We start from the raw sequence: 14074 nt of genomic DNA, 5'->3' as shown, positions 1-14074 counted from the left end.
GCCGTATTCTATCTGGTGGCGGATATGAACAACGATATGGACAAACTCCTGGTCGTTCCGATCAATAAAGACGTTGCGGCGGGCGCGATTTTTGTCGCCTTCGCGCTTGGTTTTGGATTGATATCGACCAATTACCCGATGGGACGTCTCGCCCAGATGGGGCCGGGGTATTACCCCGCGCTGCTCTCGGCGATTCTGGCGGTTTTTGGGATCGCCATCGGCATTACCGGCTTCCGCAAGGGAGCTGAGAAGGTCGTTGTGGTTCGTCCGCTTGCTCTTATTGCCGTTCTCGGTTCTCCGATTTTATTTGCCGCCACGGTGCGGCCTCTCGGGTTTGTGCCAGCTGTGATCCTGACCAGCCTTGTTGCGACCATTGCCGCGCCGAGAATGACCCTGATCCAGCGTCTGGGGGCCGCTCTCGTTCTGACGCTTGGGTGTACGGTCATTTTCATTTTGGCGCTTGGCATTCCGTTGCCGCTTTTGGGCAACTGGCTCACTTTCTAAGGAATTGCCGCGTGGAACTTTTCGACAATCTTGTGCTGGGCCTGCAAACGGCTCTCTCGCTCGAAAACGTCTTTTATTGCTTCCTCGGCTGCCTGCTGGGGACATTGATTGGCGTCTTGCCCGGCGTTGGGCCGGTGACGACCATCGCTTTGCTGCTGCCGGTCACCTTCGGCCTCGATCCCTCGACCTCGCTCATCATGCTCGCGGGCATCTATTACGGAGCCCAATATGGCGGCTCGACCACGGCGATCCTGGTGAATTTGCCCGGCGAGGCGTCGTCGGCGGTTACCGCCATCGATGGGTACAAGATGGCTCAGAAGGGCAGGGCGGGCTCGGCGCTGGCTATCGCTGCTATCGGCTCATTTATTGCCGGAACGGTTGCAACCTTCGTCGTCGTGATCTTTTCGCCCCCCTTGAGCGAAATGGCTCTTCGCTTCGGTCCGCCCGAGTATTTTTCGCTGATCGTGCTGGGTTTGGTGCTGTCGGTGACGCTGGCAAATGGCTCTGTGCTCAAGGCGCTGGCGATGATCATTCTGGGTCTGCTGTTCGGGCTTGTGGGGGCCGATATCTATACGGGTATCCCGCGCTTTACTTTCGGCCAGCCGTCGCTGATGGACGGTATCAACTTCGTCGCGTTTGCCACCGGCATCTACGGTATTTCTGAAATTCTCTCCAACCTGGAACAGGACCCCAGCCGGAAAACCAAGATCAGCAAACCCAAGGGCCTGCTGCCCAGTTGGGATGAAATGAAGCGGTCTATCGGCCCGATCTTTCGCGGCACCGGTCTTGGTTCGGTGATGGGCGTTTTGCCGGGCGGGGGCGCTACACTTTCGTCTTTTGCGTCCTATGCGCTTGAGAAAAAGCTTTCCAAGCGCAGTGAAGAATTCGGACACGGCGCGATCGAAGGCGTGGCCGGACCGGAATCGGCCAACAACGCCGGTGCCCAGACCTCGTTCATTCCCATGCTCACGCTGGGCATCCCCGGCAATGGTGTCATGGCGATCATGATCGGCGCGCTGATGATTCAGGGCATTCAGCCCGGGCCAAGTGTCATGATCACCAACCCATCCCTGTTCTGGGGGCTCATCGCATCGATGTGGGTTGGCAATCTGTTGTTGCTGGTCCTCAACCTGCCCATGGTGGGCATCTGGGTGCGCCTGCTTTCGACGCCTTACAACTACATGTTCCCCGCCATCCTGCTGTTCAGCGCCATCGGCATCTATTCGACCAACATGAACGGTCTGGATCTGACGCTTTTGGGAATGTTCGGGCTGATCGGATATGTACTCATAAAGCTCGATTGCGAACCGGCGCCCTTCCTGATGGGCTTTATCCTGGGGCCACTTCTGGAAGAAAATCTGCGCCGCGCCATGATGTTCTCGCGTGGTAATCCGATGACCTTCATCGAAAAGCCGTTAAGCGCGGCACTCCTCGCTATTGCAGCGGTGGCCCTTCTTATGCTGGTGCTTCCTGCATTCCGAAAGCGCCGGGAAACGGTTTTCGTCGAGTAAGTCGCCGGTACAGCGCAACAGGCGGCACGACTATGATTTGGAGGCTGGCGCGATCTTCGGGCCAGCCTCCAGTCTGCAACGAGACCCTCTTGTCGCGACGTGCTTCTAAGCCACGACGATCCGGGTGTTCCGGCAGTTCTGTTTCGGTGAAGCGGTTTTAGCGGCCTGTGGGGGGCTCTGGCTCGCCGGACGGTCCCATGCCCCCTCCGGCACCTGCACCGCCGGAGCCCCCGGCGCCTGCTCCGCCGCCTGAACCTCCGCGACCTTCAGCGCCTCGATTACCGCCGCCCCTGCCGCCCGAACCTGAGGGGCGCGACGGTCCCTGCATGGGGATTTGGAGGTCGGCAGAAATCGGATCCAGGTCCAGAGCCTTGCGGATGAAATCGCGCAGGGACACGACGAGTTCGCCCGTGTGCACCGGATTGCCGGCAATCAATTCGCGCGCCGCCGTGCTGGCGAGCCGCACCTGGTCCTCGGTTCCGAGCAGGATGATATCGGACAGTGCGGCCTCGACCGCATCACGAATCTGGCGGCGGCGGTCTGAAAGCGTTGCGCTCGCGGGTTGCGTCTCCGCCTGCTCCGTATCCTCTAACGGCACATCGAGAGTGGCGGATTTGAGATCGCGGAAATGGCGCGGATCGACGGCCAGATTGCCGGTGAACGAACCGCCGAGCACCTTGTAGGCGGCAATCAGGGTTTTGAGCCGTTCGTTGATCTGGCGATTCATCCGCTGCTGGCGCTGCTGGATCGTCATCATGACGAGAATGCGAATCCCGATGCCGATCAGGGCAAATATCGCCAGTCCCAGTACCGTGCCCAGAATGCTTTGCCAGGACGAAAAATCGATAAATCGCAGGGTCTTTTCCTCCACGGCCAACCGCAGCCAAACATGCAGCACAGTGCTGCAAAGGCACCAGCATGACAATCCTTGGAGTGGGAGCGGCCTTAGGCGCGGCGTTTACGTGCTGAACGAATCTTTTCGGCAAGCCCTGCCAGTTCGGCACTGTCGGCCATTTCGCCGGAATGAGGCTTGAGCGGGACGCCATCATAGACAGGAATGACGTGGAAATGCAGATGGAAGACGGTCTGGCCAGCGGCGGTTTCGTTGAACTGCACAACGCGGATGCCATCGGCCTGCATGGCGGCCTTCACTGCGCGGGCCACGTGCTGCGTGCGGGTAATCAGGGTGGCGAGAACCTGCGGGTCGGCGTCGAGCAGATTGCGCGAACCGGTTTTAGGAATGACGAGCGTATGGCCGCGCGATTGTGGCATAGCGTCCATGAAGGCGAGGGTGTCGGCGTCCTCGAATACCTTGTGACTGGGAATCTCGCCCTTCAAAATCTTGCCGAAAATGTTTTCCGGATCATAAGCCGTCATTGATAAAGCTCCTCGCGATCGGGGTCGCCCAACTGAAACTGTGCATCTGTTTCGCCGGAATTGGTGGCGAAGTCCATCAGGACTTGCGGAATGGGGCGTGGCCGGAAAGATATTGGTTCTGGTGCGCGACCTGTTCGCGTTCGTCGTCAAGATAGCTGGCAACGGCGCGGCGCAGGCCGGGATGGACGATGTGGTGGATGGAACGCGTCGTGACGGGCGCATAGCCGCGTGCCAGCTTGTGGTGGCCCTGGGCACCGGCTTCGACCCGTTTCAGGCCATGGGCAATGGCGAAATCAACGGCCTGATAATAGCACAGCTCGAAATGCAGGAACGGGACGTCGCGCACCGCCCCCCAGTTCCGGCCATAAAGCGTGTCGCGCCCGAGGAAATTGAGCGCGCCGGCAATATAGTCCGAACCATCGCGGGCGAGCATGAGGACAATCCGATCGGCCATGGTGGCCGAAATGGCGGAGAAGAAATCGCGATTGAGATAGGGGCGGCCCCATTTGCGCGCGCCTGTATCCATGTAGAAGGCATAAAACGCGTCCCAATGGGCTTCGGTCAGATCGCTGCCGGTGACCCATTCGCAGACGATGCCGCTGGCCAGCGCCTCGCGGCGTTCACGGCGGATGGCCTTGCGCTTGCGCGATTGCAGCGTATCGAGAAAGGCGTCGAAATCGGTATAGCCGTCGTTGGTCCAGTGGAACTGTGTATCGTGGCGCACCAGCCAATCGGCTGCTGCCGCGATGCGTTCCTCGCTTTCGGGAACAAAAGTGGCATGAATGGATGAGGCGCCCAGCCGTTCGGCAAGGGTTTCTGCGGCCTGCAAGAGGAGAATCTGCGTATCGGTGCTGCCATCAGCGGTGAGCAGCTTCGGCGCGCCGGCGGGCGTAAAGGGCACCGAGGATTGCAGCTTAGGATAGTAGCGGCCACCGGCGCGCTCAATGGCATCGGCCCATGCATGGTCGAAGACATATTCGCCCATGGAATGGGATTTCAAAAACAGCGGCATGAGGCCAACAGGCGTATCGTCGCGCGAGATCAGGATATGCTGGGGTTGCCAGCCAGTATCTGCCGTAGCGCATCCCGACTGTTCCAGTGCCAGAAAAAACTCGTGGCTGATAAAAGGGTTGTCAGGAATTTTTCCACCAGAAGATGCAAGAGCATTCCAAGTGGACCGGTCAATCGAAGCGGTCGAGGGATGAACCGAGATGGTCAGCTCAGAACTTGCAGTCACGCGTCGGGATCGAATCCTTCAAAAACTATCTGATCGGCTCCGCGCCGCGCCTCCTGGGCTTCAAGGGGTGAGTGGATAGTCCAGCTCATCACCTTGAGGCCAAGCGCCCGCCGCAGCCGGATCATGGGGTGCGCAAGGTGCGTTCGCTCGCATGATATGAATGTGAAGTGTGACACAGCCTTATGCAAGGTCGTGCGCAAAAGGAATTTCTGCAGCCCGCTCAAATGGCTTGCTTCAGTTTTGTAATCGAAGGTGATGATACCCAGAGGGCCCTTGAAACCGGCCTTATGCAGCGTGTGCAGCGCAACCGGATCGAACGATTTGAAGGCCAGAGCCCCGCCATAGCCGGCGGTGTCGGCAAGGGCTTTAAGGCTGAGCTGACGGGTGAGGTCCGGCGAATATTGCTGCTTGAGCTCCACGACCAGCGGAACCTGTCCTGCGACGCCGGTGAGCAGGTCGGAAAACCGCAAGGGCGTGTCGCCGCTGGAACTGCCGGACAGGGACATGGCGCAAAGGGCATCGGCAGGTGTTTCCCGCACAAGGCCCTGCTGTCCAGTAAGGCGCGCCAGATCGGCGTCATGGAAGACGACGGCCTCGCCATCGGACGTCAGTTGCAGATCGCATTCGATGGCAAATCCACGAGAAATCGCCGCTTCGAACGCCGAGCGGGAGTTTTCGATGACGCCACTGGCGGCATTGTGGAAGCCGCGATGGGCAATGGGAGCGTCGAGGGCGAGGCCGGTCATGCTATTCCAACTCTACGATTGCATCGATTTCGACCGCGGCGCCGAGCGGCAGGGCAGCAACGCCGAAGGCGGCGCGGGCATGGCGGCCGTTTTCCCCGAGCACCTCGCCAAGCAGGTCGGACGCGCCGTTGGCAACCAAGTGCTGTTCGTGGAAATCAGGGGCCGAAGCAACCAGAACCGTCAGCTTGTGAATGGCCTTGATGCTGGAGAGCTCAGCAACCTGCTTGATCTGCGCAAGGATATTGATGGCGCATAGTGCAGCAGCCTTCTGCCCGGTGGCAACGTCAGTGCCATCGCCGAGCCTGCCCTTCATCAGCCCGTCGGGTCCGGACGAGAGCTGACCAGAGACGTAGATCAGCTTGCCTGACTGGCTTACGGGCACATAATTGGCGGCTGGGGCGCTGGGAGTCGGCAGGGTATAGCCGAGGTCACTGAGTTTTTGTTCGATCGTCATCATTACTCTCCGGATGGGACGGTGTTTGGTCAGGCTGGCGGTAAAGCCTGCCACGGACAAGGGCTTCGCGGCCAAAGCGGCCGCGCACCGAGTCCATCGCGCGCTCAGCCGCTGCCTTGCGGGCCACACGCGGCTCGATCAGGTCAACCGGATCGCTGCCATCGGCGGCCTCCAGTCCGGTAACACCGATACCGAGCAGGCGGAAGGCCGTGCCGTCTATTTCACGCGCCAGCAATTGCCGTCCGGTTTCATAAAGCGTGGTGGCCAACTGGGTCGGCAACATGATGTGCTGGGCGCGGGTGCGGGTTTTAAAGCCGGCTGTCTTGAGTTTGAGGGTGATGGTGTCGCCAACCAATTGCTGCTTTTTGAGCCGTTCGGACAGACGTTCGCAAAGCGACAATAGCGCCGTGGACAGGGACTCGAAATCTGCAAGATCGGACGAAAAGGTGGTCTCTGAACTGACCGATTTGGTTTCGCGCTCCGGCGTGACGGGGCGATAATCTTCGCCGCGAGCCAGTTTCGACAGGCGGGCGCCCATTTCTCCGTAACGGCGCATGAGGTCCTCGGGCGCGCGTTGCTGGAGCTGGCCGATGGTGGTGAGGCCGTCCCGCTTCAAGGTTTCCGCCATCACCTTGCCGACACCGTAGATGATTGTGATCGGCTTTTGCGCGAGAAAGGACGTGGTCTCGCCCTTGCCGATCACGGCAAAGCCGCGGGGCTTATCGAGTTCGGAAGCGATCTTGGCGAGGAACTTATTGTGGCTCAGGCCAACGGAGATCGTGACGCCAAGCTCTCTTTCGACTTGGCTGGCGAGGCGGGCCAGCGAAACGGAAGCAGGGGCCTTATGGAGCTTGTCGGTGCCCGAAAGATCGAGGAACGCTTCATCGATCGAAAGCGGCTGGACCAGCGGGGTGAGCGAATCGAGCAGAGCCCGAATCTGCCGGCTGACATCGACATATTTGGCCATGTCGGGTTTGATGATGACTGCTTGCGGGCAGAGGCGGCGCGCCTGGAACATGGGCATGGCCGAGCGCACCCCGCTCATGCGGGCGATATAACAGCAGGTGGCGACCACGCCACGCTGGCCGCCGCCGACGATCAGCGGCTTGTCGATCAGGCTCGGATCGTCGCGCTTTTCGACGGAAGCGTAAAAGGCGTCGCAGTCGATGTGGGCGATGGAGAGGGTGAACAGTTCAGGGTGATGGAGGACACGCGGCGAACCGCAGGCAGGGCAGCGCTGCGGCGCAACCGAAGACGAGCCGGTCGCAAAACAGTCTCGGCACAGGTGTCCGCCGCTCGCCATGGTTCAACTTTGCGGATTCAGGGCGTGCCAAAGACGCATGACACGGGTGGTATCCATGCCGGCATTGGCACACAGCGCGAGCAACAGAGATTCGTTGCGACCGAAATAGTCTATCAGCCCTTCGGCAAGGGCCCTGGTGCCGACCGACTCGCGCAGCCGCTGGGGCGAATAGCCAGCGAGCGCCATGAACCGTTCGAGTTCGTTCACATCGGCGGCCAGCCAGCCGAGGCACGCCTCGCCAACACTCAACAATTCTGCGGTTTTCACGGCTTCGACCAAAGGCCCGGACTCGTCTATTTCTGGTTTCGTAATATATTGCTGGTACCGCAACACAATGACAACTCTATAGCACCGCGTTCAGGTGTCAGGCGAGGGACATGGCCAAAACCGTGATGATCGTGGAAGATAATGAGCTCAACATGAAGCTCTTCCATGACCTGCTCGAATCGCGGGGATACCGCACCATTCAAACCCGCAACGGGATGGAAGCACTCGATCTGGCCCGGGAACACCGGCCCGATCTGATCCTGATGGACATTCAGTTGCCCGAAGTATCGGGTCTGGTGGTGACCAAATGGCTCAAGGAAGATGATGATCTTGCGGCCATTCCTGTGATTGCCGTTACCGCCTTTGCGATGAAGGGCGATGAGGAACGCATCCGCCAAGGCGGCTGCGAAGGCTACATTTCCAAGCCGATTTCGGTGCCACACTTTTTGGAAACGATTGAAAGCTACATTGGAAAGGCCCAATAGCCGACCCTTTCCGTATCTGATTGGCCGAGAGGATGCGCCGTGACCGCACGAGTGCTCATCGTCGATGATATTCCCGTAAACGTGAAGCTGCTCGAAGCGCGGCTGCTGGCGGAATATTTCGAAGTGGTGACCGCATCTTCGGGAGCGGCGGCAATCGAGATTTGCCGCAGCCAGGATATCGACATCGTCTTGCTCGATGTGATGATGCCCGAAATGGATGGGTTCGAGTGCTGCCAGCTGCTCAAGGCCGACGCGGCGACCGCGCACATTCCTGTCGTGATGGTCACAGCGCTCGATCAGCCTTCGGACCGGGTGAGGGGACTGGAGGCGGGGGCGGATGATTTCCTGACCAAGCCGGTCGACGATGTGCAACTGATGGCGCGGGTGAAAAGCCTCGTGCGGCTCAAGCTCCTCAGCGACGAATTGCGGGCACGGGCAAAAACCAGTCACCAGATCGCGCTGGAGGATGCGACGCAGACCGAATTCGGCGTGCCGGTGGATGGCGGACGTATTCTCGTCATCGACACACACCGGGAGCGTGCAGAACGGGTCAAGTCGTTCCTCAGCGACAGTCATATGGTGAACATCCTGACCGAGCCGGCGGATGCTGTGTTTCAGATGGCGGGCGGGGAATTCGAGTTGGCGATCGTCTCGATGGTGCTGGACGGGTTCGATCCGCTGCGAATCTGCTCGCAGATTCGCACGGTGGAGCAGGCCCGCTCGATCCCGATCATTCTCGTAGCCGAGGAGCAGGACCGGCCCCAGATCGTGAAGGCGCTCGACCTGGGGGTCAATGATTTCATCATGCGGCCCATCGAGCGGCATGAATTGTCGGCGCGCGTGAAGACCCAGATCAGACGCCAGCGCTATACGGTGGAACTGCGCGAAAGCCTCAATTCGACCATGGCCATGGCGGTGATCGACGAACTGACGGGGCTATATAACCGCCGTTATTTCGAGCGGCATCTGGCCATGGTGCTGGCGCGGGCTCAGCAGCAGGATCGCGACATGACGCTGATGCTGCTCGATATCGACTATTTCAAGCCGGTCAACGATACGTTCGGTCATGATGTGGGGGATGCGGTGCTCAAAGAGTTCGCGACCCGATTGCAGCGCAATATCCGCGGCGTGGACCTGGCGTGCCGCTATGGTGGCGAGGAATTCGTGGTGGTCATGCCCGACACAGACATGCGGCAGGCCCTGGGGGTTGCCGAGCGGGTGCGCAGCGCAATGGCGGAACAAGGGTTTGCTGCGGGGCCGGACCAGACCATCAATATTACCGTAAGCGCGGGCCTCGCCACCAACGACAGGGAAAACGATACGCCGGAATCGGTGCTCAAGCGCGCTGACGTGGCACTCTATCGGGCCAAGCGGACCGGGCGGAACCGAGTGGTGTCGGACGCGGCCTAAACGGGGCCAGTAAGGTTAACCTTTCATTATTAATGCCGATACAAGAGCGCGCGAGGCCTGCAATGGTTGGCACACGCGGCGGGCAGGAGTAGATTGCAAGCACTGAGGCGGCCGCGACACGCGGACCCGATCAGTGCCCAACCCTACGGCTTTCAGGTCCGCCGCAACTCCTGTTCCGTAGGGTCGCTGGCCCGGCTCCGGACAAGAGTGGCCTCTTCGACTAACCGGAACCGGGCCGGCCCTTGCTGGTTTCCAAATTCGCTCGATCAGACAACAAAAAACCCCGCCGAAAGCGGGGTTCTTGTCATGCGGGGAAGGCCTGATCTTATTTGATCTTGGCTTCCTTGAACTCTACGTGCTTGCGAACCATCGGATCGTACTTGCGGAACGACAGCTTTTCGGTCGCAGTGCGCGTGTTCTTCTTGGTGACGTAGTAAAATCCGGTATCGGCAGTCGAAACCAGTTTGATTTTGATCGTGTTGGACTTTGCCATCGCATATGCCTTCGAAAATATGACAGACCGCGCGACGGACTTTCACGCACGGCGTTCAATGAGTTGGGCGCAAACTAGGCATTTTGCGCCAAAAGTCAAGCGCGTCAGGCTCGCAAGTCCTGCTCGATTTCGTGTTCGGCGCCCTCTGGATCGAACCCGTGCATGTAGCGCGCCCATTGCAAGCCCACGATGGAGCCCTTGATGACTGGCAAGAGCGCCAGCGACGCCAGAATCAACACGGGAATCATGATCAGCAGATAGAGCAGGGGGTGAGCCGGAGTGTTGCTCATTTCCATGTGCAGCACCGGCACGATCGCCAGATGGCCGACAATAGTGATGACGATATAGGGAGGAGCATCATCAGCACGGTGATGGAACAGATCGGTTCCGCAAACGTCGCAAGTATCGGCAACCCGGAGATAGCGGCTGAACAGCTTGCCCTCGCCGCAGGCAGGGCAGCGGCACTTCAAGCCATTGACCATAGCAGGCCAGACAGGCCGGGTCGGCCTTAACGTCAGATCGGTGACCGGCATTCATCTTCTCCTTGCGCCACGTCCGCGCGGCATAGGTTTTCGTGTACGGTCCCTGCGCCCAGGGCCGGGCGGCTTTATACGTTCGCCCTGAGATAGAACCTCAAAGCGCAAAGCACCAGCCACGGGCGCTGCTTCAAGCAGTCGCACCTCAAGTTTATCGCCGATACGGAAGCGTTCGCCAGTCCGCTCCCCGATCAGGGCCTGCTGCTCTTCGAAATAGCGGAAATAATCCTGCCCGAGCGAGGAAACGGGCACAAAGCCGTCGGCGCCGGTCTGGTCCAGCCGGACGAATAATCCTGCCCCCACGACCCCCGAGACCGTTCCCTGGAAGCGGGCGCCGATCTGGGCGGCCAGGAACTGCGCGAGCAACCGGTCGGACGTCTCGCGCTCAGCGGCCATGGCACGGCGCTCGGTGGCGGAGATGTGCTCGCCGATGGCGCCGAGACGGTGTTCCTCGGCATCGGTCAGCCCATCATCGCCAAGCTTGAGGGCCCGGATCAGGGCGCGATGGACGATGAGGTCGGAATAGCGGCGAATCGGCGAGGTAAAGTGGGCGTAGCGATCGAGATTGAGCCCATAATGGCCGTAATTGGTGGGGGCGTATTCGGCCTGTGCCTGACTGCGCAGCACCATTTCGTTGACCTGCTGGCTCTTGCCAGCCTTTTCGGCGCGCAGGAGAATCTGGTTGAAATCGCGCGGTCGCAGCGACTCGCTGCGTGGTGCCGGCAAATCCAGTGATTTCAGGAACTCACCCAGTGCGTTGAGCTTTTCGCGGCTGGGGGAATCGTGGACGCGATAGAGCAGGCCGGTTTTGTGCTTTTCCAGCGTCTCGGCAGCGCACACGTTGGAGAGGATCATCATCTCCTCAATGAGCTTATGCGCTTCGAGGCGTTCGGGGACATAGACCTCGTGCACCATGCCGCTTTCATCCAGCCGGATACGGCGCTCCGGCAGATCTAGGGCGAGAGGGTGGCGGCGGTCGCGGGCTGCTGCCAGCGCCTCATAAGCACCCCAGAGGGGCTTGAGTACGGTGTCCAAGAGCGGCCCCGCCACATCATCCGGGCGACCATCGATCGCGTATTGGGCCTGTTGGTAGCTGAGCTTTGCGGCAGAGCGGATGGTGACACGATGGAACGAATGGCTTCTCTTGTTGCCTTGGGCATCGATGATGATGCGCAAGGCCATGGCCGGACGATTCTCGCCTTCGCGCAGCGAGCACAGATCGTTGGAGATGCGCTCGGGCAGCATGGGGACAACACGGTCGGGGAAATAGACCGAATTGCCGCGCAGGAACGCTTCGCGATCCATATCCGAGCCGGGCCGGACATAGGCGGCCACATCGGCGATGCCGACATGCACGATAAAGCCGCCGGGATTGCCGGGATCGGGATCATGCTCGGCATGAACGGCGTCGTCGTGGTCCTTGGCGTCGGCCGGGTCGATGGTGACGAAGGGGATGGCGCGCCAATCCTCCCGCCCCTTGAGGGTCATTTCCCTGGCCTCGTCGGCCTCACGCAGAACCGAGGCCGGGAAGCGGTAGGGGATATCGAGGGAATGCAGCGCAATCAGGCTCACCGCGCCTTCTGATTTCGGGTTGCCCACCACATTGATGACCCGGGCGCGGGGAATCATCATGCGGCCCGAAACGGCGATTTCGACCTCGACCAGATCGCCATCCCTGGCACCATTAAGGTCGCCGGCAGGGATACGCATTTCGCGAGCCTTGCGCTCGATGGGAACGAGCCTCGCTCCGTCCTCGTCCATCCGCACAACGCCAAGATCGGCCTTGCGCGGCTTGTCGAGCACCTTCATGGGACGGGCGGTGTAGCTGGGAACCAGACCATCGCTACGCTGGATACGGGCCAGGATACGATCGCCGGGGGCCGGAACGACACGCGCGTCCTTGCCGACCGTCACCGCAACCCGGGGCTTTTCGCCCTCCTCATCGTCCCATTTGGCGGGAAAGGCGTAAAGATCGTCCGGATCGGCATCGGACGGAATGTCGAGCACTGTAACGGCAGGCAACTCGCCCACCGGCCGCAATTCCTTGCGACGCCGGGCGAGCAGGCCTTCGGCTTCCATATCCCGGAGCAGGACCTTGAGGGGAATACGATCATCGCCCTTGATGCCGAAATGCCGGGCGATCTCGCGCTTGGAATTGATCTCCGGGAAATCGGCGATCGCTTCCAGAATCGCTTCGCGGGTCGGCAAAGCGCCGGGGGCAAAACTTTCCGAGCGCCGGCCCTTGCTGGACGCAGGGGCCTTGTGCTGCGGAGTGGGGCGCTTGGCCATTGGCTTTATGCCTCGGTTTCCGTTGCTTTGGATTTGGCAGTTTTGGTGGCGGCTTTTGGCTTCGTTGCAGCTTTGGGTTTGGCAGCCGCCTTTGGTTTGGCAGCGGTCTTGGCCTTGGTCGCGGTTTTCGCCTTCGCGGCGGTTTTGGGCTTGGTCTTGGCTTTGGCTTTTGGCTTTGAAGCCGCCTTGGCGGCAATCAGTTCCAGAGCCTTGTCCAGTGTCACCGCTTCGGGCGCGAGATCGCGGGGCAGGGTAGCGTTGATCTTTCCCTGATTGACATAGGGGCCATAGCGCCCAGAGCGCACGGTGATCGGCCCATCGTCATGCTCAAAAGTCTGGATGGGGGCAACGGTTGCGCGTCCGCCGCGCCCGCCACCCGCCAGCTTTTCGGCGATCAGAGTGACAGCGCGGTTGAGCCCAACCGAAAACACCTCTTCGACATCTGGAAGGTTGGCATAGGTGCCATCGTGAAGAACGAACGGACCATAGCGGCCAATGCCAGCGGTGATCGGCTTGCCCGATTCTGGATGCAGGCCGACTTCGCGGGGGAGTGAGAGCAGCTTAAGAGCCTTTTCAAGATCCATAGCGCCGGGCTCCCAGCCCTTGGGCAGGCTGGCGCGCTTTGGCTCCTTGTCGTCACCAAGCTGGACATAGGGGCCGAAACGACCGGTCTTGAGATAGATTTCCGCCCCGGTTTCGGGATCGGCACCCAAAATGCCATCACCAGGCAGGGCCTCGCCGGACTGACCGGTGGCGCTTTCGGCGAGCTGCTGGGTGTGGCGGCAATCGGGATAGTTCGAGCAGCCGATAAAGGCGCCGAACTTGCCGAGCTTGAGCGAAAGCTGCCCAGTGCCGCAGGTCGGGCACAGGCGCGGGTCGGAGCCGTCGGCCTTGGGCGGAAAGATGTGGTGGCCGAGCAGGTCGTTGAGGGCATCAAGCACCTCGGTGATGCGCAGCTCCTTGATCTCGTCAGCATTGCGCGAGAAATCGGCCCAGAAGCGGCGCAGAACTTCCTTGTAGTCGATCTGTCCGGCTGAAATTTCGTCCAGCTCTTCTTCAAGGCCGGCGGTAAAGCCGTATTCCACGTATTTGGAAAAGAAGCTTTGCAGGAAAGCAGTGACGAGGCGGCCCCGATCTTCGGGTACGAGGGCACGCTTTTCGAGCCGGATATAGTCACGGTCCCGCAGGGTGCCCAGCGTCGAAGCATAGGTCGAGGGGCGCCCGATGCCGAGCTCCTCCATCTTCTTGATCAGGCTGGCTTCGGTATAGCGCGGGGGCGGCATGGTGAAATGCTGCTCGATATCGACCTTTTCCAGTGCCGGGGTGTCGCCCACGGACAGCGCGGGCAATTCGCGACTGTCTTCGTCGTCTTCGTCGGTTTTTTCGACGCCATAGACACCAAGAAAACCGGGGAAGGTCACCACCGAGCCGGTTGCTCGCAGCGAGATGGCGCGGCCCGCGG

At 60.4% G+C, this 14074-nt stretch carries 15 protein-coding genes; 4 read left to right on the top strand and 11 right to left on the bottom strand.

What is annotated here, in order from left to right; genetic code table 11:
- Positions 1-36 precede the first annotated feature (36 nt).
- The gene (locus VNS12_RS12325; RefSeq protein WP_325488140.1) at positions 37-504 is read left to right on the top strand and encodes a tripartite tricarboxylate transporter TctB family protein; all 468 of its coding nucleotides are present in this window, start codon (positions 37-39) and stop codon (positions 502-504) included.
- An 11-nt stretch (positions 505-515) separates the two neighbouring features.
- Positions 516-2015, top strand: coding sequence for a tripartite tricarboxylate transporter permease (locus tag VNS12_RS12320; protein WP_325488139.1), 1500 nt, complete (start codon positions 516-518; stop codon positions 2013-2015).
- Between the two features lie 157 nt (positions 2016-2172).
- Here VNS12_RS12320 and VNS12_RS12315 read toward each other — a convergent pair whose 3' ends face one another.
- From VNS12_RS12315 to VNS12_RS12285, 7 genes are all read right to left on the bottom strand, one after another.
- On the bottom strand, positions 2173-2871 hold the full coding sequence (locus tag VNS12_RS12315; RefSeq protein ID WP_414693118.1) for a hypothetical protein: 699 nt from the start codon (positions 2869-2871) through the stop codon (positions 2173-2175).
- 89 nt (positions 2872-2960) lie between these two features.
- Entirely contained in the window at positions 2961-3392 is a 432-nt protein-coding gene (locus VNS12_RS12310; RefSeq protein ID WP_325488137.1) for an HIT family protein, read from the bottom strand.
- Positions 3393-3468: 76 nt separating this feature from the next.
- Entirely contained in the window at positions 3469-4629 is a 1161-nt protein-coding gene (locus VNS12_RS12305) for a GNAT family N-acetyltransferase (protein ID WP_325488136.1), read from the bottom strand.
- On the bottom strand, positions 4626-5375 hold the full coding sequence (locus tag VNS12_RS12300) for a glycerophosphodiester phosphodiesterase family protein (RefSeq protein ID WP_325488135.1): 750 nt from the start codon (positions 5373-5375) through the stop codon (positions 4626-4628). The genes VNS12_RS12305 and VNS12_RS12300 overlap by 4 nt, the downstream gene beginning before the upstream one ends.
- Position 5376: 1 nt before the next feature.
- Positions 5377-5829 (bottom strand): RidA family protein, encoded by a 453-nt coding sequence (locus tag VNS12_RS12295; RefSeq protein WP_325488182.1) that lies wholly within the window; start codon positions 5827-5829, stop codon positions 5377-5379.
- Positions 5804-7132: a DNA polymerase IV gene (locus VNS12_RS12290; RefSeq protein ID WP_325488134.1), complete on the bottom strand. Its 1329-nt coding sequence runs from the start codon at positions 7130-7132 to the stop codon at positions 5804-5806. Before VNS12_RS12290 ends, VNS12_RS12295 begins: the two co-directional genes overlap by 26 nt.
- Positions 7133-7135: 3 nt before the next feature.
- Positions 7136-7411 carry a DUF3572 family protein gene (locus tag VNS12_RS12285; RefSeq protein ID WP_325488133.1) on the bottom strand — a complete coding sequence of 92 codons (276 nt, stop codon included), beginning with the start codon at positions 7409-7411 and terminating at the stop codon, positions 7136-7138.
- A gap of 98 nt (positions 7412-7509) precedes the next feature.
- Between VNS12_RS12285 and VNS12_RS12280 the strand changes: the two genes are divergently transcribed.
- Positions 7510-7884: a response regulator gene (locus VNS12_RS12280; RefSeq protein WP_325488132.1), complete on the top strand. Its 375-nt coding sequence runs from the start codon at positions 7510-7512 to the stop codon at positions 7882-7884.
- Between the two features lie 39 nt (positions 7885-7923).
- A complete protein-coding gene (locus VNS12_RS12275) occupies positions 7924-9294 on the top strand; it encodes a PleD family two-component system response regulator (protein WP_325488131.1) in 1371 nt (456 codons plus the stop codon).
- Positions 9295-9619: 325 nt separating this feature from the next.
- On the opposite strand, the gene rpmG is transcribed toward VNS12_RS12275, so the two are convergent.
- The 4 genes from rpmG to VNS12_RS12255 all read right to left on the bottom strand — a co-directional run.
- The gene (rpmG, locus tag VNS12_RS12270) at positions 9620-9787 is read right to left on the bottom strand and encodes a 50S ribosomal protein L33 (protein ID WP_325488130.1); all 168 of its coding nucleotides are present in this window, start codon (positions 9785-9787) and stop codon (positions 9620-9622) included.
- A gap of 104 nt (positions 9788-9891) precedes the next feature.
- Positions 9892-10320, bottom strand: a complete 429-nt coding sequence (locus VNS12_RS12265; RefSeq protein WP_325488129.1) for a DUF983 domain-containing protein — start codon at positions 10318-10320, stop codon at positions 9892-9894.
- Positions 10321-12612 carry a ribonuclease R gene (gene rnr, locus VNS12_RS12260; protein ID WP_325488128.1) on the bottom strand — a complete coding sequence of 764 codons (2292 nt, stop codon included), beginning with the start codon at positions 12610-12612 and terminating at the stop codon, positions 10321-10323.
- Positions 12613-12617: 5 nt separating this feature from the next.
- Positions 12618-14074, bottom strand: a 1457-nt coding sequence (locus VNS12_RS12255; RefSeq protein WP_325488127.1) for a topoisomerase C-terminal repeat-containing protein, incomplete at its 5' end; no start/stop codon positions are given.

The sequence above is a fragment of the Pelagibacterium sp. genome (genome assembly GCF_035555455.1).
In the GTDB taxonomy this organism is placed as follows: Bacteria; Pseudomonadota; Alphaproteobacteria; order Rhizobiales; family Devosiaceae; genus Pelagibacterium.
The sequence above is the reverse complement of the archived record's forward strand: the minus strand, read 5'-3'. Positions and strand labels throughout refer to the sequence as shown.